The sequence below is a fragment of the Apibacter sp. ESL0404 genome (assembly GCF_019469245.1).
GTDB lineage: Bacteria > Bacteroidota > Bacteroidia > Flavobacteriales > Weeksellaceae > Apibacter.
The window spans coordinates 732,294-758,658 of the sequence record NZ_CP048267.1; the positions used below are offsets into that span (position 1 = coordinate 732,294).

20 protein-coding genes are annotated in these 26,365 nt (G+C 30.8%); 10 read left to right on the plus strand and 10 right to left on the minus strand.

What is annotated here, in order from left to right:
- Positions 1–213: 213 nt before the first annotated feature.
- Positions 214–885, plus strand: coding sequence for a tRNA (guanosine(46)-N7)-methyltransferase TrmB (gene trmB / locus GYM72_RS03070; protein WP_220264658.1), 672 nt, complete (start codon positions 214–216; stop codon positions 883–885).
- Between the two features lie 142 nt (positions 886–1,027).
- Here the strand turns inward: trmB and GYM72_RS03075 are convergent, their stop codons facing one another.
- Entirely contained in the window at positions 1,028–1,297 is a 270-nt protein-coding gene (locus GYM72_RS03075; protein ID WP_220264659.1) for a F0F1 ATP synthase subunit epsilon, read from the minus strand.
- 24 nt (positions 1,298–1,321) lie between these two features.
- Positions 1,322–2,836 carry a F0F1 ATP synthase subunit beta gene (atpD, locus tag GYM72_RS03080; RefSeq protein ID WP_220264660.1) on the minus strand — a complete coding sequence of 505 codons (1,515 nt, stop codon included), beginning with the start codon at positions 2,834–2,836 and terminating at the stop codon, positions 1,322–1,324.
- A 126-nt stretch (positions 2,837–2,962) separates the two neighbouring features.
- On the opposite strand from atpD, the gene GYM72_RS03085 reads away from it, so the two are divergent.
- A complete protein-coding gene (locus tag GYM72_RS03085; protein WP_220264661.1) occupies positions 2,963–3,895 on the plus strand; it encodes a bifunctional riboflavin kinase/FAD synthetase in 933 nt (310 codons plus the stop codon).
- A 41-nt stretch (positions 3,896–3,936) separates the two neighbouring features.
- Here the strand turns inward: GYM72_RS03085 and GYM72_RS03090 are convergent, their stop codons facing one another.
- The 4 genes from GYM72_RS03090 to porU form a co-directional block, all read right to left on the minus strand.
- Positions 3,937–4,491 carry an FKBP-type peptidyl-prolyl cis-trans isomerase gene (locus GYM72_RS03090; RefSeq protein WP_220264662.1) on the minus strand — a complete coding sequence of 185 codons (555 nt, stop codon included), beginning with the start codon at positions 4,489–4,491 and terminating at the stop codon, positions 3,937–3,939.
- Complete coding sequence (locus tag GYM72_RS03095) at positions 4,478–5,491, minus strand: bifunctional oligoribonuclease/PAP phosphatase NrnA (RefSeq protein ID WP_220264663.1); 1,014 nt, start codon at positions 5,489–5,491, stop codon at positions 4,478–4,480. The genes GYM72_RS03090 and GYM72_RS03095 overlap by 14 nt, the downstream gene beginning before the upstream one ends.
- An 88-nt stretch (positions 5,492–5,579) precedes the next feature.
- Entirely contained in the window at positions 5,580–6,740 is a 1,161-nt protein-coding gene (gene porV / locus GYM72_RS03100) for a type IX secretion system outer membrane channel protein PorV (RefSeq protein ID WP_220264664.1), read from the minus strand.
- 67 nt (positions 6,741–6,807) lie between these two features.
- Positions 6,808–10,686 (minus strand): type IX secretion system sortase PorU, encoded by a 3,879-nt coding sequence (gene porU, locus GYM72_RS03105; RefSeq protein ID WP_220264665.1) that lies wholly within the window; start codon positions 10,684–10,686, stop codon positions 6,808–6,810.
- A gap of 149 nt (positions 10,687–10,835) precedes the next feature.
- Here porU and gldJ point away from each other — a divergent pair, with 149 nt between their 5' ends.
- The 3 genes from gldJ to GYM72_RS03120 all read left to right on the plus strand — a co-directional run bounded on the left by gldJ (position 10,836) and on the right by GYM72_RS03120 (position 15,975).
- Positions 10,836–12,506, plus strand: coding sequence for a gliding motility lipoprotein GldJ (gene gldJ, locus GYM72_RS03110; protein WP_370626047.1), 1,671 nt, complete (start codon positions 10,836–10,838; stop codon positions 12,504–12,506).
- Positions 12,507–12,583: 77 nt separating this feature from the next.
- Entirely contained in the window at positions 12,584–13,099 is a 516-nt protein-coding gene (locus GYM72_RS03115) for a Smr/MutS family protein (RefSeq protein WP_220264666.1), read from the plus strand.
- Between the two features lie 32 nt (positions 13,100–13,131).
- Positions 13,132–15,975, plus strand: a complete 2,844-nt coding sequence (locus GYM72_RS03120; RefSeq protein ID WP_220264667.1) for a hypothetical protein — start codon at positions 13,132–13,134, stop codon at positions 15,973–15,975.
- On the opposite strand, the gene GYM72_RS03125 is transcribed toward GYM72_RS03120, so the two are convergent.
- On the minus strand, positions 15,947–17,122 hold the full coding sequence (locus GYM72_RS03125) for a cysteine desulfurase family protein (RefSeq protein WP_220264668.1): 1,176 nt from the start codon (positions 17,120–17,122) through the stop codon (positions 15,947–15,949). The two genes, GYM72_RS03120 and GYM72_RS03125, sit on opposite strands and share 29 nt — an antisense overlap.
- A 468-nt stretch (positions 17,123–17,590) precedes the next feature.
- Positions 17,591–18,892 (minus strand): C4-dicarboxylate transporter DctA, encoded by a 1,302-nt coding sequence (gene dctA, locus GYM72_RS03130; RefSeq protein WP_105297054.1) that lies wholly within the window; start codon positions 18,890–18,892, stop codon positions 17,591–17,593.
- A 321-nt stretch (positions 18,893–19,213) separates the two neighbouring features.
- On the opposite strand from dctA, the gene GYM72_RS03135 reads away from it, so the two are divergent.
- Complete coding sequence (locus GYM72_RS03135) at positions 19,214–20,140, plus strand: ribonuclease Z (protein WP_220264669.1); 927 nt, start codon at positions 19,214–19,216, stop codon at positions 20,138–20,140.
- Between the two features lie 118 nt (positions 20,141–20,258).
- Positions 20,259–21,602 carry an NCS2 family permease gene (locus tag GYM72_RS03140; RefSeq protein ID WP_220264670.1) on the plus strand — a complete coding sequence of 448 codons (1,344 nt, stop codon included), beginning with the start codon at positions 20,259–20,261 and terminating at the stop codon, positions 21,600–21,602.
- Positions 21,603–21,892: 290 nt separating this feature from the next.
- Here GYM72_RS03140 and GYM72_RS03145 read toward each other — a convergent pair whose 3' ends face one another.
- Together GYM72_RS03145 and proB are read right to left on the minus strand one after the other, a co-directional pair.
- The gene (locus GYM72_RS03145) at positions 21,893–23,149 is read right to left on the minus strand and encodes a glutamate-5-semialdehyde dehydrogenase (RefSeq protein WP_255571556.1); all 1,257 of its coding nucleotides are present in this window, start codon (positions 23,147–23,149) and stop codon (positions 21,893–21,895) included.
- Positions 23,150–24,226 carry a glutamate 5-kinase gene (gene proB / locus GYM72_RS03150; RefSeq protein ID WP_220264671.1) on the minus strand — a complete coding sequence of 359 codons (1,077 nt, stop codon included), beginning with the start codon at positions 24,224–24,226 and terminating at the stop codon, positions 23,150–23,152.
- A gap of 259 nt (positions 24,227–24,485) precedes the next feature.
- Here proB and GYM72_RS03155 point away from each other — a divergent pair, with 259 nt between their 5' ends.
- The 3 genes from GYM72_RS03155 to GYM72_RS03165 all read left to right on the plus strand — a co-directional run bounded on the left by GYM72_RS03155 (position 24,486) and on the right by GYM72_RS03165 (position 26,247).
- Positions 24,486–24,809, plus strand: coding sequence for a zinc ribbon domain-containing protein YjdM (locus tag GYM72_RS03155; protein ID WP_105297050.1), 324 nt, complete (start codon positions 24,486–24,488; stop codon positions 24,807–24,809).
- A 299-nt stretch (positions 24,810–25,108) separates the two neighbouring features.
- Positions 25,109–25,516, plus strand: a complete 408-nt coding sequence (locus GYM72_RS03160) for an Rrf2 family transcriptional regulator (protein ID WP_220264672.1) — start codon at positions 25,109–25,111, stop codon at positions 25,514–25,516.
- Between the two features lie 80 nt (positions 25,517–25,596).
- On the plus strand, positions 25,597–26,247 hold the full coding sequence (locus tag GYM72_RS03165) for an NAD(P)-dependent oxidoreductase (protein ID WP_160542362.1): 651 nt from the start codon (positions 25,597–25,599) through the stop codon (positions 26,245–26,247).
- Positions 26,248–26,365: the final 118 nt, after the last annotated feature.

Here is a 26,365-nt window from a genome sequence, read left to right on the forward strand (position 1 = left end):
AATTATAAATACGATAATAATTGAAACTTTAATTTTAATATTTTAATGAATTTTAAAGAAATTTAAGAAGATTTAAAAGGAAACGTTTTTAATTAACAGATCTTAATTATATTTAGGATTATTCATTTATTGTCACATTATGAAACTAGCTACCAATAAAGAAATTTGAAATGTGTACGAATATAGTTATTTTTGTACATTCAAGACTAAATTATGGGCAAGGATAAACTTCGTAAATTTGCTGAAAACAAGACTTTTAATAATGTAATACAGCCTACGAGAGATGAAATACTTTCTAATTTTCATTATAAAGGTAAATGGAAAGAAGAATTTTTTAAAAATGATAATCCCGTAATCATTGAATTGGGTTGTGGAAAGGGAGAATATTCCGTTGGTTTAGCGCAACATTTTCCTGAAAAAAACTTTTTAGGAATAGATATTAAAGGAGCACGTTTTTGGAGAGGAGCAAAAACAGCCATAGAACAACAAATAAAAAATGTTGGTTTTTTGCGCACTCAAATTGAATTAATTGAACATGTATTTTCTCCCGGTGAAGTAGATGAAATTTGGATAACATTTCCGGATCCACAAATTAAATATAAAAGGACAAAGCACCGATTAATAAATTCTATTTTTCTTGAAAAATATAAAAGAATTATGAAAGAAGGAGGTAGTATCCATTTAAAAACGGATAGTGAATTTTTACATGGTTATGCCAACGGATTAATACATGGTTTGGGATATACCGTGTTATCTTCTCACCATGATATTTATGGAGCGCCGGAATACGAATTACCTTCTTACGTAAGAGAAATAAAAACTTTTTATGAGAATATGTTTTTAAAAGAAGGTAAACCTATCACCTATCTAAATTTTAAAATATAACTATAAACGGAATTTCATGCTATATTAATTGACCTATTTTAAATATCTTAACTAGATACTCTAAATCTAAATTATATATAATAAAAAAAGGATTGTTACTAAATCCTTTTTTATGTTATTATAATATTATTGTATAAATATTTTAATCACAAAGTATTATACCTTTATTGTTATTAAATTCTAATAATCCGCTCTTAATAGTGAATGTTTGGTATTTACCCTCATTCTTTAATTTAGTAACGTTGGAAGAAGAACTTACATTTTCAAGCTTAATGATTCCGGGTTCAAGGGTAGAAACAATAGAAGCATGGTTTTCCAACATTTGAAATTCACCCAATGAACCGGGAACTGTTATAGATGAAACTTCACCGTCAAAAATAACCTCTTCCGGAGTAAGTATTTGTATTTTCATCAAGATTTAAAATTATTCAACAAATTATTTTTTTAATTCAGCTAATAGTCTTTCGCCATGTTCAATTACTTCTTCGATAGTTCCTTTCAAGTTAAAGGCAGCTTCCGGATATTGATCTAATTCTCCGTTAAGAATCATATTAAACCCTTTAATCGTGTCTTTAATATCCACTAATGCACCGGGAGTTCCCGTAAACTGTTCAGCAACATGGAAAGGTTGTGAAAGGAATCTTTGTACTTTTCTAGCTCGATAAACCACTAATTTATCTTCTTCACTCAATTCTTCCATACCTAAGATGGCAATAATATCTTGTAAAGCTTTATATCTTTGAAGGATTTCCTTAACATTTTGAGCACATTCATAGTGATCATTTCCTAAAATTTCAGGAGAAAGAATTCGCGAAGTAGATTGTAGTGGATCTACGGCCGGATAGATACCCAATGAAGCAATTTTCCTGTCTAATACGGTAGTAGCATCCAAATAAGCAAATGTAGTTGCAGGGGCAGGGTCAGTTAAATCGTCTGCCGGAACATAAACCGCCTGAACAGATGTAATAGAACCGTTTTTGGTTGAGGTAATTCTTTCTTGAAGTGCACCCATTTCACTGGCTAAGGTAGGTTGATATCCTACCGCAGAAGGCATACGTCCTAATAAAGCAGAAACTTCCGATCCGGCTTGAGTAAAACGGAAAATATTATCTATGAAAAACAATACGTCCCGACCTTTTCCGGCTCCTAAACCGTCTCGATAATATTCAGCTAAGGTTAAACCGGATAGAGCCACTCTGGCACGAGCACCGGGAGGTTCATTCATTTGACCAAAAACAAAGGCAACTTTCGATGATTTTAAAGCGTCAAAATCAACTTTTGTAAGGTCCCATCCGCCTTCTTCCATGGATTTCATAAATTCATCTCCATACGAGATAATTTTAGATTCCAACATTTCCCGTAATAGGTCATTACCTTCACGAGTTCGTTCTCCAACACCGGCAAATACAGATAACCCACCGTGTCCTTTAGCAATATTGTTAATCAATTCTTGAATCAATACGGTTTTACCAACTCCCGCACCTCCGAAAAGTCCAATTTTACCTCCTTTGGAATAAGGCTCAATTAGATCGATAACTTTAATACCGGTATATAAAACTTCTGCAGAAGTAGAAATATCTTCAAAATTCGGAGAAGGCCTGTGTATAGGTAATTCATGAGTTTTGGGAACATCACCGATTCCATCAATAGCTTTTCCAATAACGTTGAATAAACGTCCGTTAATTTCTTCACCGATAGGAACCGTTATAGGTTTATTGGTTGCTATAACTTCCTGACCTCGATATAAGCCATCGGTAGCATCCATAGCGATACATCTAACTGTATCTTGACCTATATGTTGCTCAACTTCCAGTACTAAATTGGGTTCGTCGTTATCTTTAATAACTTCTAAAGCATCATATATATTGGGAAGTTGTTCTACGTCATCAAAAACAACGTCTATAACCGGACCTATTACCTGAGATATTTTACCTTTATTTTCCGTTACCATATAATTTAAAATTCAAATAATTACATTTCCTTTGTGGAATTACAAATATACTATTTTAAAGCTTATAGGCGTTGAAAAAAACCAAAAAAATATCATATTTTTGCAGACAATTTGTTTTCATTACCGGTGAATATTCATACTAAAAATTTTAAAGTAGCTAAAGAAAATAAAATTATACTAACTTTAGGTATGTTCGATGGAGTGCATTTGGGCCATCAGTTTGTTTTAAACTATTTGCATGATATTGCAAATAAAGAGGGAGCTGAAACAGCGGTCATGACATTCAATCCACACCCCCGATTCGTTTTACAACCCACGACTGAACTTAAGCTTTTAACTACTTTAAATGAAAAAATACAACTTTTGGAAAAATTTAATGTGCAGCATTTATTTATACAAGAATTTACTAAAGAGTTTAGCCGGTTAAGTGCTTTAGAATTTGTTAGAGATCTATTAGTATCCCAATTACACATACATTCATTAGTTATTGGTTATGATCATCAATTTGGAAATAATCGGGATGGAAATTACGAACGGTTGCAAACATATTCCGAACAATTTGGATTTACTCTTTACAAACTTCCTTCAGTAAGTGGATATACTTCCGTAATCAGTTCGACTAAAATTAGAAATAAAATTAGCGAAGGTAAAATAGGTAAAGCAAACGAGTATTTAGGGTATAATTTTTTTATGAAGGGCAAAGTGGTTACCGGTGATAAGATAGGAAGAACCATCGGTTTTCCTACTGCAAATATTGAAATTGATCCACACAAGATATATCCAAAAAATGGGGTATATTATGTGAAAGTTAAGATTAAAGATGAATTTTTTTACGGGATGATGAACATAGGAATGCGTCCTACCATACAAGGTTTACAAAAACAAATTGAAGTTCATATACTTGAATTTGATAGGGATTTATATGGAAAAGAAATTGAAATTTATTTCTATGATAGAGCACGTGATGAGATCAAATTTTCTTCATTAGATGAACTTAAGGCTAGATTGATTTTGGATAAAAAAAATACACAAAACTATTTTAAAGATTTATATAATTAATTTTTCAAAATAAGTGTATCCGACTAAATTTTATAAGATAATCATTTCGATAAAGGTTTAACGTCGATTAAAGTAAGGGTTACTAAGAGGGGAACATTATATCCAATTTTATTTTCATCTCCATATAAACCATAGGCAGTGAAGGAGGGGAGGACTATTTCAGCTATATCCCCTTTCTCCATCATATACAATGCTGACTCAATTCCTCTTATCTCTTTAAATTTTCCCAAAACTCCCTGCTTTTCACCAAACTCATCAAAAGAATAAATTACATCTCCTGAAAGTGTTTTTATTTCAGCAGAATATTTAATCCAGCTATTATTTTTAGGTTGTGGAGATTTTTTATGTGAAATAAATCGAATCCAAATACCCGAAGAAGTAGGCACAAATTTTAAATGTAAAGAATCCTCTCGTTTACTAATCCAGTTTTGCAAGAAATCCCTTTCCTTATCTTCTCTGGCTTTAGAGTTTTCTAATAATTTTTTGCCGTATGCAGATTTTGAATTAGTAACCGGAAGGAAAATTTCTTTTTTCTGACACGAGAATAAAATGCCTATACAAAATGAGTATATAATTGCAATGTTAAGAAATTTCATGGATTTCGTTTTCAATTATATTTTTAAATCTTGAAATAGAATCTTTTAAAGAAAGATCACTTCTGCCACCGGCAGCATTAATATGTCCACCGCCATTAAAATAGCTTCGAGAAAACGCGTTAACGTCAAAATTTCCTTTGGAACGGAAAGAAATCTTAACAAAATCATTTTGCAGATCTTCCATAAAAAATGCAACAAACTTAATGCCTACAATGGAAAGTCCGTAATTAACAAATCCTTCCGTATCTCCTTTTTGATAACCCAATTCTAACAATTGGTTTCTAGTTACATACAATATTGCAGTATTTTTATTAGGAATAAGTTCAATGGATTCTAAAACACAGCCTAAAAGTTTTAGTCGTTCCGGTGTATTACAATCAAAAATATTGGAAGCTATAAGATCCGGTTTAGCTCCTTTTTCCAAAAATACGGATATAATTTTATGAGTTTCAGCGGTGGTATTTTTAAACCGAAAACTTCCGGTATCAGTTAAAATTCCGGTATATAGACAAGTTGCTATTTTTTCATCGATTTTTGATACTTCACCTAAGGCATCAATAAATTTATAAATCATTTGGCAAGTAGCCGGTTGAGAAGTATCTGAATATATATAATCAAAATTATCCGGGTTTTGATGATGGTCAATCAACACTTTAACGGCTCTTGATTCATTTAATTTTGCTTCCAATTGATTAATCCTTGAAGAAGTATTGAAATCAAGACAGAAAATTAAATCTGCATTTCTAAAAGCTATTTCAACGAATTTTACCCGATATTCACCAATGATGATATTTTTGGCTTCCGGCAACCATTTTAAAAATTTAGGAAATTCATTCGGTACAATTATCGTGGATTGAACTCCAAGGTTACGTAAAAAATGATATAATCCTAAAGAAGAACCAATGGCATCACCATCCGGATTCTGATGAGCCAAAATGAGTATATTTTTTTTTGTTTTAATTAATTGTTTTAATTCTTGGAGTTTTTCAGGTGTAAACATCGTACTGTATAATTTTGGTAAATGTAAAAAAAATCACTCTTTTATACAGAGTGATTCTTACTATAGGTTAGATATTTTAGTTGAAATTTTAATAATTGTCGTAAGCATTGGTTGCATCACCACCAAAATCCCACGTTAATCCAAATCGTAATGTATTATCTAAAGCATTATTAACACTTGAAGTTGTAATTAGATAAGAAAAATCAATACCGAACGATTGATATTTAAGACCCGCTCCCAGTGTTACATATTGTCTTCCTCCTTTGTCAGGATTTTCGTAGAAATAACCGGTACGAAAAGCAAATGCGTTATTGAAAGTATATTCACCTGCAATACTGTACGTAATTTCTTTGCCCACATCTTTATTACTAAATGATTTAAACATTCCGGAAATAAAACTTTTATCTGGAACTTGATATGTTATGCTACCATCGGGATTTTTAACTTCTTCGGGTGCAGGAACAAGTAATTTTGTAGCTTCAAAAGTCAATCCCAATTTATTATCGTCATCGAAATACAGATCATAACCCACACCTAATCTTAAATTAGTAGGCAAATAGCTGGAATTTTCTTTGCTGTCTGAGTAGTCTAATTTAGGTCCCATATTAAATAATCCCCAACCAGCTCTCCATCTTCCTTCATAATTGCCGAAAGAACTGCTTTTTTCAGATTGGAAATATCCGGTTACATCAACTGCAAATGTATTGGCAGCCTTTGTTTGGGCAGATGAATTATCAACATTGTTAAATAAATCGGAACGAATATACCTTGCGGTAACCGCCATGGAATATACATCCGCTAATTTAAGTCCATAAGACACATCTAATGCAAATTCATTAGGTTTAGAAATACCTTTTTCAACAATATTATTTCCTAATAATTCGTTAAGTTGGATTTCACCCATGTTGAAATAATAAATACTTGCGGCTAATGTGCTTCTTTCTTCTTCACCGAGGAATGTATAAAAAGTTCCGTTTAATAAAAATACATCGCTAGTTAGTTTATTCATATAGGGAGTATATGAAAGACCTACTCCGGAATAACTAGTTCCAAAAACATATTTTGAAGGGTTCCAAAATTGGGAGAACCCATCGGGTGAAGTTGCCACCCCTTGATCACCTAAACCGCCAGAACGAGCATCCGGTGATATTCTTAAAAAGGGTGCTCCGGTGACTATGGCGTAATTTCTATTCTGAGCCTTAAAGGCGCTAAATAATAACAACGTCAGAATTAAAATTCTTTTTTTCATGAACTATTTGAGTTAAAATGATATAAATTTTTTTTATTATAGCGTTTTTATAATGCAAAAATAAATTTTATTTTAATATTACCAATTTTTCCACTTGAGAAACTGAACCCTTACAAAATTCAGATGTTCCTTTTATTTTTACACGATAAATATACACACCTTTTCCGATTTTATCTCCAAAATCATCCAATCCGTCCCATTCAATTCCAAATTTGTCGGTTCTGTATCCTTCGTTAAAAGGCTGAGAAGTAACGGTTTTATTAATAGTTTTTACTAATTTTCCTGACACGGTAAAAATTTGGACTTGAACATTAAGAATATCGGGACAATTATGTTCAAAATGAAAAAATGTTTTAGTTGTAAATGGATTAGGCCAGTTTAATAATTTTTTTATTATTAATCTCTGATCACCGTTATCAACAACTAAAAAATCTAAGGTAGCAGAAGATGAATTATTATTAATATCCCAAACTTTGAATTTAATTGAATGATTTCCTGTTTCAAGATTTTCTAATCGATACCAAACTTTTCCTTTTTGATAATCTTTTAAATTCGGATTTAGACAAGGAGAAGATTCTCCTCCGGTATAAAAATCATTCAGAATAATGGTACCGTTTACATTATTATTTAAAACGCCAGTGATATCATGTCCAATTCCTAAACCGGTTGAATTAATACCGGTACTATCCGTTACACAGGCTAAAAGATACGGTGAGCGATCAGTTATTCCTCCATTAGCAAAATTTAGATTATTCATGTATAAACCTATTTTTGGGCCTTCCGAATCATTTATTCCATTGGGATTTATATCTCCAATTTTTAAATCATTTTTAAAATATAAGGCATCAATTTCAGAATTATCGGCATATAAAAGTAATTTGCCATCACCGATATCATAATTAATATCTTTAGGAACGTAAAATTCTATTTTAAAATTTCCATCTTTCACTTGTGAACCTCCTTTATATATAGCATTAACCTGTTCTTTATATTCAAGAGGTGGTTTAAGTGAATTATAATTAAAATTATTTAGAGTTTTTTTATCCACAGGTTTATCATATAAAACAGTTTGGATATTTCCCGAAAAAGAGGGATCAACATCTCCATTTTCATTTAGTACTTGGCCTTCAATGGTAATGAAATCAAGGGCTTTTATAACACCCGAGAAATGGTCTGCATCCAATCCGTTTATTTTAGTGACCTTAATTTTACGTTTCGGGTATACCAAAGATTGCGCGGGATCTCCGAACAAATTTATTTTTCGACTTTCTCCACTTAAGATTTCTTTTTTGGAAAGTCGAAGCGCTTCACCTAGAGCTATATATTGATTACTTTCAGTTTTTTTTGTGAATATGTTTTTCATGATTATAGGATTCATATTCAACCCATAATAGATTGATAGCGCCCTATTGGTTGTAATCATGGAATTTGCTCCACCATTTTTTTTGAGATATAATAAATCCCCTAAAGAATTTAAAGAAGGATTGTCCCATACGGAAACATCGCATGAGATAGTAATAAATAAAGGCAGTCGAGAAAAATCTCTGTTAAAATTAGACAAGCTGTTTACATCTTCTTTTGAAAATAGCCTATATTGAGAAAGAGATAATGTGCCGCCATGTCCAAAATAATTTATTACTAAATTACCATTGTTAAAAGCGGCTTTTATAGCTTCATTTACCTGTGGAAATCTGGCTCCACCTGTAGTGTAATCTGCATTATAAGAATCTATATATAATTTTTTAAGTGTATATTCTTTCAAAGATTTATCAAAAATATTTTGAGCAATAGTTTCTTCAATTTTTTTATGGAAATTATTATCACTGTCAATGTCTACAATAACAGAGGCGTTTAATCTCCAATTTCCAAAAGGAGTACCTTGAGGAGCTTTTCCATTATCGTATTTTACACTTTTATCTACACACGCTGTTGCTTCGGATAGATTTTTTGCAATCATTCTTCCCACTGCTATATCTAATTGAGTAGCTGAAAGATTGGCATCTTCTCCTATTAAATTAGCTTCATCATCATCCAATATCGTTATAAAATCATCTGTTGCATAAGAGTAATTAAGACCGGTGCTATTATAACTTTGATAGGTAGGAATTAAGTTATGTCCGGTTCCGGTTTTATTTTTATAATCATACGAGGCAGAGCCCAGTAGAAGCACATATTTTAATTTTCCATTGTCTTTCTTATATAGATAACGTAAAAAATCTCTTATTGCGGTTAAATCTTGTCCCCCGGAGCTAAATTCATTATAAATTTGATTTACTGTAACTACTTCTACTTTTAATCGATTTTTAGATTGATGTAAATTTTTAATGCGATTTGCCTGAGAAACAAATTCAGGAACAGTTATGACAATATAATCTACATCGGATATGGAATGTAACGCCTGATTTGAAATTTTACCAACAACTTCCGGAATGTAGGCAGCTGAGTGCTTAAAGGCAATCATTTCGTTTTTAAAATTAGTTGATAACAGTTGATAGGAATATGTAAAAGCATTTGCTGATCGTTTCAGTTTTTTTGCGTTGACTACATCAGAAACATCCCAAACTTCAAAATCTTCAGAAGGAACAAAAGTAAATCCATATATTTTTCCATCTTCAATGGGATCAAATGTTCTGAAATTCATTTGACTACCATTAAATTTAAGCTTTTGCTTATATAAGACTTCAAAATAATCGGGATAAAATTCAGCCGAGGGATTGGCTGAATTATCAAATCCTAAATTAAATTTTAATTGATTATTAGTTGGAGTAATAGTTTGTGTTTGGTTTCCAATTGCAAAATCAATTTCATTAGGGGATGGCCTTAAAATCGATGAAAATACTGGATTATCATTATACGACACATTTATTTTTCCATTAATACCGTTTCTTGATACCCAAGCATATTTCCAAGTTATGCTTGAACCCGGAACTAAGTCATGAACCGGAAATAGGATTTCTTTATAATTTTTCAATCCTAAATTTTCATCCACCCATATTTTACCTAATTGATTTAAATTTAGTCTATCTTCTTCAAAGAATTGATGATCATCGTACTCTACATATACTTTAGCGTTCGGTGTCTTGTATGGATTGGATTGAATTCTTTTTCCCGAAGTTTGATTGACGTTAATAAAATAATATGCATAATCTTCATATATATTTTTTTTATGCCTAACCTTTGAATTTCTTATCCAATAGTCCGGTCCTTGCCCATAAAATAATATATAATCATCTGAATCAAAAATTCCATCATTTTCTCCTCGGACAAAAATGGCATTTTCTTTTAGGTTATCGTATCTGAACGATGAGGTTGGTTCCGGAAGCATTTTTCCTCCATTGCCAAATATTCGTATAGTTTTGGGATCTAAAGAATTACAATTTATTCCTAATGATTGTAAGAAATTTCGATCAATTTTATAAATTCCTGTTTTAGCTATTTTAATTTTATACCATGATCCATTTTTTAGAACACTTTCAACATTCAAAAAGGATTCTAAAGATGAATAATTTTTACTGTAAGAATTTTTTTTCTCAATGGTAAAACGTATCAGTTTAAAAATGGTATTGCCTGTTTTCTTAAATGTTTTAATGGTTACGGATATAAATTTTTGATCTCGTGACTTAGTAATTGACGCGCTGAAAATATCATCATCGGGAATGAAGTCCAGAGGCGTATCGCCAAGTTGCGATTTTTCAATAGGTTGCCATTGTAAATTAGTCAGATATACATCTCCATTAAATTCAGTTTTCTCGGCATAATATAAAGTAGGTATTCCTTCATCAATGGAATAGTTATCATTGGTAAAGAAAGGATATTTTTTTACTTGCTCAGTTGAATAATAAAAATTCTTTATACCATCCCAATTAATCGTAATAGTTTGTGCCACAGGGATAAATGTGGACACTTGAATGAAAAACGCTATAAAAATGTATAAAAATCTTTTCATTTACCTCTAAATAACGAATAAGTAGAAATAATATTTTACTAAATATACAATATCTACAAATAAGTTAACGTTATTTGAGGTTATGTAATATAAAGTAGAAAAAATTTTTCTTTCAAGTAATATTATATTATTTTTGCATGATCTTAATTATGAAAATAAATACAATGAGAATCGGGAAATTCATATTATTATTATCCGTTGTTTCTTCAATTTCCTTAGCATTAGTTAGTTGCAGTGGTGGGAGAACTAAACCTGGCGGTGGAACTAAAAATACAAAAAGTTTGACCGGATGGAAGGCCAATGATAGAAACGGCTGGTTTTATAGTAAAAAGAAAAAGACTGAAAAAGGTTGGGTTGGAATGGTATTCGTGGAAGGTGGAGCTTTTACTATGGGATTAGTTAAAGACGATGTAATGCATGATTGGAACAATACCCCTAACCGAATGCAAGTAAGATCTTTTTTTATCGGTGAAACTGAAGTAACAAATTATGAATATCGTGAATATGTAACTTGGTTAAAGTATGTATATTCACCAACGGATGAGAATTATAAAGATATTTATTATGGAGCCCTTCCTGATACTCTTGTTTGGAAAAATAAATTGTCCAGAAACGATGTTTATTCAGAAGATTATTTCAGAGCCCCTCAATTTGATAACTACCCGGTAGTTGGAGTAAGTTGGTTACAAGCACAAAGATATTGTGATTGGTTAACCGACAGAGCCAATGAAAGAGAATTAATGAATAAAGGTATTATCCCAAAAGATTTTTATAGTAATCCGGCCAATAATGTAGGTTCAAATTCATTTAATGTTGAAAAATATAAATACAATGATCCTGAATTAGAAGGTATTGTTAATCAAGATAAAATCGCTAAACAAAGCGGTATTACCAGCAAAAATGAAAGAATTATAGCTGTTAATAAAAGTGCTCAAGGAAATTTAGTACAAAAATTCAGATTACCTACAGAAGCTGAATGGGAATATGCTGCACTGGCTGAAGCAGATAACAGACAGTATAATATCATTGAAGGTAAAGACGTAATGATCAATAGAATGCGTGCTAAAAAAGGAAGAAATAGAGGTCAATTCCTGGATAATTTCAAATCCGGTGGACAAGGTGATTATTCCGGTAGTGGAGGTTGGGCTAATGATGGGAATGCAATTACTTCCGATGTTAGAGCATATCCATCCAATCCATTTGGTTTATATGGTATGTATGGAAATGTTGCTGAATGGACACAAGACGTTTATAGACCGTTAATTGATACTGATTTTAATGATTTCAACTATTATAGAGGAAACGTTTATCAACAATTTATTAGTGAAGAAGGAAATCCCGGAAGATTTAAAAAAGTTGATGACGGTTCAATTCAATTCGATACTTTGGCAGACGGAAGAAAATTGTATAGAAATTTATCAGGAAAATTTGAAACAGAGATTGTAGATGATGCAAGAAACTTTAGAGATGGAGACTTACAATCATCTTTAGAATCGGGAGATGGTCGTGTTGATTCAACCGGTACTTTTAATTACTACAATTCACCTATTAGAAACTGGACAGTAGATAAAAACGGAAGAGTTGTGTTAGATAAAGATTCCAAACAAAGAACTTCTCAAATCAGTAATGATTTAAGGGTAATTAAAGGAGGATCTTGGAATGATACCGCTTATTGGTTAGATCCTGGACAAAGAAGATATATGCTTGAAAATGAGTCTGCCGTATGGGTTGGATTTAGGGTAGCTCAAGATCATAAAGGTAAAGAATCTTCTTCTAAAAGAACCAAAAGAGGAGCCAGCAATAGAGTTCCCAGAAAATGATGTAAAATAAATTAAATAATATATACAACACAAATAAGGCTATCCTCAAGATAGCCTTCTTTATTAATTCAATCTGTATGAAGATCGGGGATAAAGTTAAACTACTGGATGAAGAAGGAATTTTTACTATAAAAAATTTTATAGGAAATAAAGCAGTTTTACTAGATTCTTATGGATTTGAAGTTACACATTTACTAAATAACTTAATTGCCTATGATAAATATGCAAATATGTATACTGAAGCTACCGATTTTAATGTTAAAAAAGAAGATGTAACTTCTAAAAAGACTAACAATGTAGCAAAAGAAACTATACAAGAAAGAATTATTGATTTGCATATAGGAAATATTGTTGATTCTTTTAAAAACATGATGCCTCATCAAATGCTTGAAAAGCAAATTAATAAAGCTATGGAGGAAATAAAATCAGCCAAGAAAGATAAGGTTAAGAAGTTGATACTAATACATGGCAAAGGTAAAGGAGTATTAAAAAAAGAAATTTATAAAATATTAAATAATATGGATGATATTGAATATTTTGAAGCAGACATTATTAAATATCGTTTTGGAGCCGTTGAAATAAGGTTTAAATAGTAATCATCTCCTATGACTTCTTGCTGTTAACTATGAAAATTCTAAGAATCTTATCGAATATAATTTTAGTAATTTTACCAGTTTTGTGCTTTTCACAAAGTGACAAAATACTTATATCAGCAACTTTAGACAGTCTAACTAAAAATATATCCGTAAAACAAAAGATCGTTTTTTATAATAATACGGGTATAACTTTAGATAAAATATATTTACACGCAGCCGCTAATTCCTATTCTAATACTAATACGGTATTAGGAAAACGAAAATTAGAGGATAGAAATAAAACTTTATATTTTTCAAAATATATGGATAGAGGTCGAATCAATGATTTGACCATCTTTATAAATAAACGACAACCCGTTTTTTTACTTAGAGATTTTGAATTTTACGAAGTAAATCTTTTTTCTCCTTTATTACCCAATGATAGTATATCTTTGGATTTAAATTATAATATAAAAATTCCTTCCAATAGAATTACCGGATATGGATTTTCCTCGAAAGGTACTTATGTTTTAAAAAACTTTTTTATACAGCCTCTAGATTTTATCAATTCAAAACCCAAATTGGAGCCATTTACCGATACTGAGTTTAATCCCTATAGAAAAACCAATTATACTATTAACTTTTACCATCCTATGGGTTTATATATGGATGGAGACCTTACAAAAGTAGGAGAAAATCAATTACAGGGAACATCCGGTGATGCTGTAACTATGATCCTTACTAAAAATAAACCGATTTCTTTTATTTATACTATAAACGGATCGCAAACCGAAGTAGTTATTGGATATTCCATTAATGAAAAATTTAAAGAAATTTATTATAAAAATATAAAACGCGAATTACTATTTTTAAATGAAAAATTAGGCAAACTACCCTCAAAATTATTAATTAGCTCTAAAATTAAAAAAGATCGCAATTTTATAGGAGTTGATGATATTAAATTATTGGGTTTAAAAGAATGGAAACTTTTTCCTGATGACGTAAAAATTGATCTTAAAATGTTTCAGCAAATAGCCTATTCAGTTATCAATCAGGTAATACAAGTGGATAAAAATAAATATCATTGGATACCTAACGGTTTGCTTACCTATTATCAATTAAATTATTTAAAGAAGTATTATCCTGACACTAAATTATTAGGTAATCTTCCTAAAGAACTTAGCATAATAAAAATTAAACCGTTACAATATTTTTTCATATCTAAAGTTCCTATAACCGATCGGTATAAATTAGGTTACAGATATATAGCCACTCAAAATTATGATCAGCCGATAAGTGAAGATTTTTTAGAATTGAGCAATATCAACCAGTATATAATTAGTGAATTTAAATCGGGATTAAGTTTTAATTTTCTATCCGCCTATTTGGGAGCGGATCTTTTCGAAAATTCAGTTAAAAAGCTTATAGAAGAAGGAAAAGATCGTGAAATTACTTCATCAGACTTTCAAAGGATTTTAGAAATAAACTCTCAAAAAAATTTAGCATGGTTTTTTCAAAATTATATAGTTACCAATGATCGTATTAATTTTAAGATTAAAAAATTTTATGAGGATAAGTATGAAAAAGATACTATAAAAGTACGTATCACTAATAAAACGGCTTTACCGATTCCAATATTAATCACGGGAGAAAAAAACAAGAAGATAATCAATCAGAAATGGGTGTTTTCAACCAATAAAGATTCTTTATATTCATTTAAAAATGGAGAATATGATCGTTTACTTATAAATAAAAATTATCTGTTTCCGGAAATTAATGATAATGATAATCTATTGAACACAGAGGGTATCTATAAGAACAGAAAGAAATTGCAAATGAAATTCTATGCAGACGTTGATAATCCTAATTATACACAAATTTTTTATGAACCCAATATAAATTGGAATAATTACGATAAATTTATACTAGGATTACGTTTTTATAATAGCTCTCCATTTTCAAGACCTTTCGAATATTCATTTTCTCCAACTTATTCCACTGGAACCAAAAGTTTAACGGGATCAGTTGCCTTAAATTACAATTACGATATGGAAGAAGGCTTATTTAGAAGAATGTCTATGGGAACAGGATATACTTATTATCATTATGATAAGAATTTGAGTTATAAAAAATATTCAGGAAATGTAAATCTTATATTTAAAAAGAGACCCAGATCAGATATTAACAGAACCATAGGACTTTCATTTAATAGTGTTGAAAGAGAAAAAGATCCGTTTAAAATTCTTGAAAAAAATGATTATTCCCATTATAATCTGCTGGATCTGTCATATTCGCATTCAGATAAAAGAATAATCAATGAATGGTATAGTAAAACGAACTTCCAACATTCTAATATTTTCAATAAAATAAGTACAGAGATATATTTTAGACATGAATATGCGCCGAATAAAAAAATAAGTTTACGCTATTTTGGAGGATATTTTATAAACAATCATTCCAATTCTACTTACTTCGATTTCGGAGTAGATCATATCACAGATTATAGTTTCAATTACATGGATTATTTAGGAAGATCTGCAACCGGTGGATTGTTTTATCAACAATATATAATGGCTGAAGGAGGGTTTAAATCCATGTTGAATAAATCAGCCAATAAATGGATTACTTCATTAAATGGAGAAATACATTTATGGAAGCCTTTTGACTTATATGCAGATATGGGATTGTATTCGAATAAAAAGAAATCTACGTATTTTATCTACGATTCAGGAGTTAAATTGAACATAATACCTGAATTTTTAGAATTGTATTTACCCATTCAATCAACGTTGGGATTTGAACCGGCAAAAAATAATTATTTATCCCATATTCGATTTACCTTTAATTTTAACTTAAGCGCGGTGGTTACCCATTTTCGGCGGGGATGGTATTAGTTAAATTCTTTTGTATCTCATAAAGAAAATTGATCAAAACATCTATTTCTTCTTTTGTATTATAATGGCTGTATGAAATGCGTAACGTCGTTGTATTTTTTAATTCTTCTTCAGTATAAAGCTGCAACATGGTTTTTGATGGTTTGGAAGCACCGGAAGCACAGGCGCTTCCTTGAGAAACGGCGATACCTTTCATATCGAGTTGAAAACCAACCATAGTATTGGGAAAAGGAAGCAAAATACTTAAAAGAGTATAGTTACTTTTAGTAAAGTCTGTTCCATGCCCATTAAACAAAACCCCTTGTATATTTTTAGACAATTGATCAATTGTATATTGTTTTAAATCTTCAATTATCCTTCTTCTTTCCTTTAATTCTTGCATAGCATAATCAAAAGATTTACCTAAGCCAACAATCCCGTAAACATTTTCAGTTCCGGCTCGTAAATTACGCTCCTGAGTTCCTCCGGTAATAATACCTTTTAAACCGCTTGATTTTCTTATAAAAGCCATTCCTATTCCTTTAGGACCATGAAATTTATGGGCACTGCAAGAAGCAAAATCAATGGGTGTTTTAGAGAAATCTAAAGGATAATGAGCCATAGTTTGAACAGTATCTGAATGAAACAAAGCTCCATATTTTTTACATAATTGAGCAATACTATCAATATCCGTTAAATTTCCAATTTCATTATTGGAATGCATTAAAGAAACTAATGTTGGAATTTTTTCTTCTAGTAAATCTTCTAAAAAAGCTATATCCAAATCCCCTTTTTTATTCTTCAAAGGAAGAAAAACAACTTCAATTTCAGGATGTTTTTCTTTTAGATCTCTGATGGTTTCCAAAACAGATTTATGTTCTAAGGGAGAAGATATGATCCGTTTAATAGATAAGTTTTCTATACAAGAACGTAAAATTAAATTATTAGATTCAGTACCGCAGCTTGTGAAAATGATTTCATTAGGATTTACATGCAACCATTGAGCTATATTTTTTCTGACCATTTCTATTTTTGACTTACTTTCTTGCCCAAAGCTGTGTATAGCAGAAGGGTTACCAAAATCTTCTTTCATAGATTGAATCATTGCTTCAATAACTCTTTCATCTATAATGGTTGAAGCGGCACTGTCTAAATATATTTTTTTCATTGGTTAATTGCTTAATTATAATTCAAAAGTTGCTCGTATTCTATTTTAATTGCTTGAAGATAATTTATTTATCGAAATAAATTACTTCATAAGATTAACATTTAAAATATTAAATAAAAACTAACATAGTAAAACTTTTATATTTTCAATATTTTCTAATAATAAATTTTATTAATCTAAAATTTCAAATTTCTTTTAAAAAATTTAATATTATGCTAATCCATAGTATTACAAAAATAAAAAATATATGTTCATAAATTTACGTAAGCCTGCGTTAAAAAGAATATTTATAAATAAGTCGAAGTAAAAAATAGAAAATTTACTAAGAAAGCCCTAGTAAATTATCTACCAGGACTTTCAAAACTAGTATATTTTATACAAATCTATTTTTAATTTATAATTTTACCAAAAAAATGATAATATTTATTTAACAAATTATATTTTTTAAAAATAAATTACAAATCACACTTAAGACTTATTGGATATTAATATGCTTTCAGCTTTATCGTAATTAAATTCATTTTCCCTTCTGGCAACAACAATAGTAGCTGCTGCATTACCTATTAAATTAGTTAAAGCTCTTGCTTCACTCATGAATTTATCAATACCGAATATTAACGCCACAGCTTCAACCGGTACATGTCCTACTACCGGTAGGGTAGCGGCAAGAGTAATAAAACCACTTCCTGTTACCCCGGCTGCACCTTTTGAGGTTAAAAGCAATACTAAAAGAAGCGTAATTTCTTGTTGTAAATTCAAATGCATGTCTAAAGCTTGAGAAATAAAAACAGCAGCCATGGTAAGATAAATGGAAGTACCGTCGAGATTAAAAGAATAGCCGGTTGGTATTACCAAACCAACGACAGACTTAGAACATCCTATCTTCTCCATCTTGCTCATAATTCCCGGTAATGCCGATTCGGAAGATGAGGTGCCGAGCACAATTAAAAGTTCTTCTTTAATGTATTTAATAAATTTGAATATGTTGACCTTATTGTAATAAAGAACTGCTCCGATAACTCCGAAAATGAAAACAATACACGTTAGATAAAAGCATAAGATTAACATTCCTAAATTACTCAATGCTTTCAATCCGTAAACTCCAATGGTATATCCCATAGCGCCCATGGCTCCTAAAGGTGCCAGATACATAATTATTTTTATAATAGCAAAAAGTCCATCCAGGAAAGATTGCATTACAGATAAAACCGGTTTTGAAGATTTAGGTCCAATTTTCGTCATGGCAAAACCAAAAAGAATGGCAAAGACTAATACTTGAAGTAAATTATTAGATGCAATTGAAGCAATAACATTTTCAGGAATCATATCCAAAATAAACGTAATAATTCCGTGATCTTCTTTACTTTTTTCTATATAATGGGACATAGATGAAGAGTCCAATGCATAAGGATCTACATGCATGCCGTTTCCGGGTTTTAGCACATTAACGAAAACCAAGCCGATGATTAAAGCTATTGTTGTCATAATTTCAAAATAAACAATAGCTGTTAAACCAACCTTACCAACCTTTTTAGTATCTTCCATTCCTGCAATACCCAGCACAATGGTACAGAAAATCAAAGGTCCTACGATCATTTTAATTAGCTTGATAAATCCGTCTCCTAATGGTTTTAGCATTTCACCAAGTCCCGTACTGTGTTGTTTAACCCCATTAACTATAATATCTTCACTTGGGAAAAAATATCCAATAAGAATACCTATAATTATGGCAATTATGACTTGTACGTAAAGACTTTTAAGTATTTTCATATTGTTTTTATTTTATTAAGGACAGTAATATATGAATAATATATTTGAATTGTTATAAATTGTAATTTTTTTCTTTAAAAAACATTTTTTGGAAATGTAATTGTTTGAAATATAGTATTTTGCGCTAATTTAATTAAGAAAAAATTCATTAAAAAATCACTTATTTTTCTTAAAAAATGCGTTAAAAATGAAAAAAAAGCGTAAAAAAAAGCGCCTTAAAAATTAATTTTTTATTTATCAAATGAAAAAAATCATGTATTTTTATGAAAAATATTAGTAAGGTAATAGTTTGTAAAAACTCAAAAATACAACTTAAAATTTATGAAACTTACTATTTTAGGATATAACTCAGCGGTTCCCACTGTTCGTACCAATCCTACATCACAGTTATTAGAATGTAATAACCAATATTTTCTAATAGATTGTGGAGAAGGGACTCAAGTACAACTTAGAAAAGCAAGAGTAAAATTTACCCATATAAATACTATATTTATTTCTCATCTGCATGGCGATCATGTTTTTGGTTTGATCGGGCTTATATCTTCCTTTCATTTATTGGGAAGAACTGAACCTTTAACCATTTATGGGCCTAAAGGAATTAAAAAATTAATTGAAATTCAATTACTATTAACTGAGAGTAGTAATCAGTTTGATATTAACTTTATTGAACTGACTTCTTTAAAAAGTGAATTAATTTATGAAGATAATAAATTGTGTGTTTGGACGATTCCATTAAACCATCGTATTTACACCAATGGGTTTCTGTTTAAAGAAAAAGTAAAGCCGAGAAGGCTTAATATGGATGTAATTAAATACAATCCCGAAATTGAAGTATGCGATTATCATAATTTGAAATTAGGTAAAGATTTTATAACTCAATCCGGAGATATCATAAAAAATGAGTATCTTACCCTTCCTCCTAAACATTCTTACAGCTATGCCTTTTGTTCAGATACTAAATTCAGTCCCAATATAGTCCCGTTAATTAAAGGGGTAGATGTTTTATACCATGAAGCTACTTTTTTAGATGAATTAAGAGAATTAGCTTCTAAAACAGGACATACCACAGCACATCAAGCCGCAGAAATAGCAAAAATGGCAAACGTTAAAGTATTAATATTAGGGCATTTTTCCAATCGTTATACCGATATATCCATACTAAAAGAAGAAGCCAGTCAAGTCTTTTTCAATACGATTTTACCCGAAGAGCTTTTAACTTTAGATTTTAATAAACTGATAATTAATTAAATAAAAAATGCAATTGATTAAATGAGTGGAAAGGCAGCCTTTACACACAAAAACACTAACCAATATTACTTATTTGTTAGTACTTTTGCTTTTTACTAAACTAAACTAAACTGATAACATGAAAACTTTTCTAGACGGATATTTTAAGCTATCCGAAAATGGTACAACTATTAAAAAAGAATTAGTAGCCGGGATCATCACTTTTTTAACCATGTCCTATGCTTTGATTGTCAATCCTAGTATCTTATCGGAAACGGGAATGGATAGAGAAGCTCTTTTTACAGGAACTACGTTAGCTATTATTTTTGCGACGTTGTTAATGGGAATATTGGCAAAATTGCCCATAGCACAAGGACCCGGAATGGGACTGAACAGCTTTTTTGCTTTTTCTGTAGTTTTAGGACTTGGATATTCTTGGCAATTTGCTCTAACAGCTGTTTTTATAGAGGGGCTTATATTTATAATACTTACTTTTTTGAATGTCAGGGAAATGATAGTTAAAAGCATTCCTAGAGTACTGAAAGAGGCAATTCCTGTCGGAATTGGATTATTTATTACCTTAATAGGACTAAAAGGAGCTAATATCATTGTTTCAGATCCCAATACTTTTCTTGCTTTAGGTGATTTTAAACAACATTCGGTATGGATTGCTTTTGCGGGATTGTTGGTTACGGCTGTGCTTCATTCGCGCAATATAAATGGATCTATCTTAGCGGGAATTGTAGTTTCCACTTTATTTAGCTATTTGTTGGGCGACATACAATTAACTGGTTCATTGGTAAGTATGCCTCCTTCTATTGAACCTATATTTGGTAAAGCTGTCGAACCAATGTTTTCTTCAGAAGGCTGGGACAAAATATTTTCAGTGGATATGTTGATTGTAGTTTTCACTTTTCTATTTGTTAATTTGTTTGATACGATTGGAACATTAATAGGAGTTGTATCTAAATTGGGATTCACGGATGAAGAAGGAAATTTTCCTCAAATGAAAAAAGCATTATTGTCTGATGCATTGGGAACGACGGTTGGAGCGATCTTGGGTACCAGCACAATTACTTCATATGTAGAAAGTGCTTCCGGAGTAGCCTCCGGAGGGCGTACCGGTCTTACAGCGGTTAGTACAGCTTTGATGTTCTTTTTATCTTTATTTCTAGCACCTATATTTTTATTAGTTCCGGCAGCTGCCACAGCTCCGGCATTAATTATTGTCGGTCTCTTTATGATTTCTTCTGTTGTAAAAATTAATTTTAATGATATCACGGAAGGTTTACCCGCATTTTTAACCATAATTTTTATGCCTTTTACATTTAGTATAGCGGAAGGTATTGTATTTGGTATGCTAAGCTTTACTTTATTAAAAGTATTAGGAGGCAGAAGAAAAGAGGTTACTCCAACGGTTTATATTGTTTCGTTACTGTTTTTAGTGAAAATAGTTTTGGATGCTTCGAAGATTTTAGGATGAGATTGAAAAACGGTGATGGAAAAATAAATAATTTATAGAAAGATATATTTGATTAAGAATTTATTCTACTAAATATATATTTTGTAATGGATGAATTAAATTTTACTATCTAATTAAAATTTAATTCATCCATTGCCTTTTATTATTTTCAAAATTTATATTTGATGAAATTTTTTTCATATAAAGATAAAGAATTCATCTTTTTTTAATTCCAATTTTTATACTGAATTTAAAAACAGAAAAGATTATAGTTTAAGAAATAAAAACAGTCTAGCTACTATCTTAATTATTTACGGTCTTATTTGACCGTTACCTTCTACAATCCACTTATAAGAACATAATTCATCCAGAGCCATAGGACCTCGTGCATGCATTTTCTGCGTGCTGATCCCTATTTCTGCACCCATTCCGAATTGTGCGCCATCTGTGAAGGCAGTAGAAGTATTAACATAAATACAAGCGGCATCTACCAGCTTTTCAAAAATTTTTATACATGATTTATTTTCACTTATTATTGCTTCGCTATGTTTGGATCCGTAGTTCGCTATATGTTCAATTGCTTCCTTAATAGAATTTACCGTTTTTATAGACATTTTATAATCCAAGAATTCCATTCCGTAATTTGCGGAAGTTGCTTTATGCAGTAAATTGGATGGATAAGAGTTTTCTAATTGAGTGTATGCAGGTTCATCCGCATAAATAACTACTTTTTTCTCAATTAATTTTTTACACAATTCGGGAAGGTCCTGTATTCTTTCCTTATCAATAAGTAAGCAATCCAACGAATTGCAAACGCTAACTTTTCGGGTTTTAGCATTAAAGATGATCTCTTTTCCTATTTCTAAATTACCTTCCCGGTGGAAATAAGTATGACATACTCCTGCACCGGTTTCGATTACTGGGATTTTCGAATTTTCACGAACAAAATTAATAAGCTCTTTACTTCCTCTCGGAATAAGAAGATCAACATAATCACTTGCGTTCAATAATTGTAAAGTCGAAGAACGATCAGCGGGCAATAAATTACAAATATCGGGATTCAAACCCTCTTGTAGTAAAACCCTCTTAATAATCGAAACAATCGCTGTATTAGAAAAAAAAGCATCAGAGCCTCCTTTCAAAATACAAACATTACCCGATTTTAAACACAAAGAAAATACATCGAAGCTTACATTCGGTCTGGCTTCATAAATAATTCCTATAACTCCGAAAGGAACTGTAATTTTAGATAACTTAAGACCATTGGAAAGAATTTTTTCTGAAATTATTTTTCCTACAGGTGAGGGAAGAGAGGCAACTTTGCGAATATCTTTTGCTATATCTTGTATGCGTTCTTCAGTTAAAAGCAACCGATCAAATTTCGGATCGGAAGTAGACATCCTTTCTATGTCTTTCTTATTTTCAGAAAGAATATAAGGAATTGAATTTTCAGTTTCATTGGCAAGAGCTTCTAAAACTTGGTTGATTTTATCAATATCAACTAAATTTAGTTCATTTACCGCTTCAACGGATGAGGTAAAAATATTTTGTTGAATAGAAGACATCATTTATTTTTCAATATATAAATAGTCGTAATGTATGATCGGCTTGTTGTTGGCCTGTCCTAAAATTTCTTTCGCTTTTTCGCTGGAATAGGAAGATCGGCCTATTCCAATTTGTTTTCCGGTGTGATCAATAATACGAACAATATCATCACTTTCAAAATTTCCGACTATCCGAGTTACGCCTACAGGCAATATGCTGACGGCTTTAAAATTTAATAAAGCTTTTCTTACTCCTTCATTAATATGTATTTCTCCTTTAGCGAAACCTTCAGAATGGGCGATCCATTTTTTTACGCCCGAAATTTCTTTAGACGCGGGAATAAATCGTGTGGAAGGTGTGTCAACGCCATTTACAAGTCTGGAAATGATGTTTTTTATTCTTCCATTGGCGATAATAACTTCTATACCTTCTTCTGCTACTTTTCTAGCTATATTATATTTGGTTTTCATTCCTCCCCTTCCGGTAGTCGACCGCTTAGATTGTATATAATCCTCAACTGAATCTCTTGAACTGTCTATTTCTTTTATAAGCTTAGATTCAGGGTCTGAAGGATCGCCGGTGTAAATTCCATCGATATTACTTAAAATGATCAATTTTTTGCAATCCATCATAGCAGCTATCAAACCTGATAATTCGTCATTATCCGTAAACATTAGTTCATTAACGGAAATCGCATCGTTTTCATTTACAATTGGAATCACATGATTTTCAAGCATAATATTCATGCAATTTCTTTGATTTAGATAATGCATGCGTGTTGAAAAATCTTCTTTAGTTGCTAAGATTTGTCCGCATAGAATTCCGTGTTGATTAAATAGGTCGTAATATCTATGAATTAGTTTTACCTGTCCAACAGAAGAATATAACTGGCGAGCAGAAATACTGTCAAGCTTTGAATGGATTTTAAATTCATTTTTACCGGACGCTACCGCTCCGGATGATACCAGAATGATTTCCGTATTATTTTTATGTAGTTCGGCAATCTGATCGACGATATCAGACATTTGGGTAATGTCAAGAGTTTCATCCTTACGGGTTAACAGCTGACTTCCAATTTTTACAACAATTCTATCTTTCATGGTAAATGAATTTGTCGAAATAAAACAAAGGTAAACTTTTTTATTTTGACTAAAAGAATCTTATAAATTAAAGAATAATTTATATAGTTATAAAGAAACCTATATACAAATGTTTTTAAAAATATGAAAAAATACTTTGTAAATAATTAGAGAAAAGAATAAAATAAATGTAATATTAAATTGAATATTTGTTCTCTGCGTTTAAATAAGTTATATTTGCAACCCAATTAAATTTAGTAATCTTTAAAAAGAAAAAATAATGACAGATGTTTTAAAGTGCCCAAAATGTTCAATGGAAAATGTTTATTTTGATGGTACTTCCTACGTATGCCCGGATTGTTTTTATGAATGGTCGGGAGAAGAATCGGCTGGTAATTCAATAGTTAAAGATAGCAACGGAGCTGAACTTCAAGATGGAGATGCGGTTACAGTCATTAAAGATCTTAAAGTAAAAGGTTCTTCTATGGTAATTAAAAGAGGAACTAAAGTAAAAAGCATCCGATTAACTGATAATCCGGAAGAAGTAGATTGTAAAATTGACGGTTCAAGTATTGTTTTAAAGACCTGTTTTCTTAAGAAATAGAATTTACTAATATATTTATACTTATGAAAGAGCTATTTTAATAGCTCTTTTTTTGTTGTATCTTATTACTGTAACATTTCTTTGAATCCCTTTTTTTATATCTGATTTTTTAAGATCTGTATAACTAGTAGATAAAAGTTAAATATCGGAAACTAATTCATTTTGAAATAGAGACAATACAAAATAATTAGAATAATAGTTTACTAATTTATTTTAATAAATATTGAATAACTTAATAAATATGTAAATATTTTATAAAAAAAGCTTATATTTGAACTGTAATTGAAAATATTACAGTAATGAATGACCGCCATTTTACAGTTTCCATGCATATACTTACTCTTTTGGCAAAAAATTTGGATCAATGGCTACCGTCAGCTTATATAGCAAGAAGTTTAAATCTTAATCCTGTTATAGTCAGGAATGAATTAACCAACCTTCAAAAACATGGTTTTATAGAAACAAAAGAAGGAAAGAAGGGGGGAAGTAGATTATTAAAATCTCCTGAAAAAACTGCATTGTCTGAAATTTATTTAAGTGTTTACAATCAATCGCTAGTAGGAAAACTTTTACCATCTCCCAATCCTTTATGTTGTGTCGGAAAAAAAATAAATGAAAACATTAGCGAATTGAATGAAACTATTGAAGAGGTAGTATTTAAAAAACTGGAAGGAGTAACCCTTCTAGATTTCAGCATGAAATTTTAGGGAAAACAAATATGGAAATCTCATTTATTATATGAAAATAAGTTATCAAAGAATTAATTATTAATATTAGTATACAAATTATGAAAAAAGTAGCATTAATAGGTGCCTCAGGATTTATAGGGTCACAATTAGTAAAAGAATTACTGAGTAGAGGGTACCAAGTAACAGCAATCGTTCGTTCGGCAGATAAAATTAAGAATGACGATAAAAATTTAAAAGTGGTAAGTGCAGATGTATTTGACACAGATAAATTAGCTGAAGTTTTAAAAAATAATGATGCAGTAATAAGTGCATATAATCCGGGCTGGACTAATCCGAATATTTACGATGATACAATAAAAGGATATCAATCAATAATTGAGGCTGTTAAAAAAGCGGGTATTAAGAGATTACAAGCGGTTGGTGGAGCAGGAAGCTTATTGGTAGCTCCGGGTAAAACCGTTGTAGATTCAGGAGCCATTCCGGACGAAATTTTACCGGGAGTTAAGGCATTAGCATTAGTCTTAAAAGATCAATTTTTACCGGAAAAAGAACTGGATTGGGTTTTCTTTTCACCTGCCGGAACTATAGAGCCGGGAGAAAGAACAGGAAAATATCGTTTAGGATTAGACAATCTTATTACAGATGATCAAGGAAACAGTAAAATATCTGTTCAGGATTATGCGAAAGCTATGGTCGACGAACTTGAAAATCCAAAACATCATCAACAAAGATTTACCATAGGATATTAAAAAAGGGAGTGTTTAAACTCCCTTTTTCTTTTTATATAGTAATGTATATTTTAAATTTTTAAAAAGAAATGGTCTAACTTCTTAATTAATTTATAAATTTAGGTTATAAAGTAAAGGC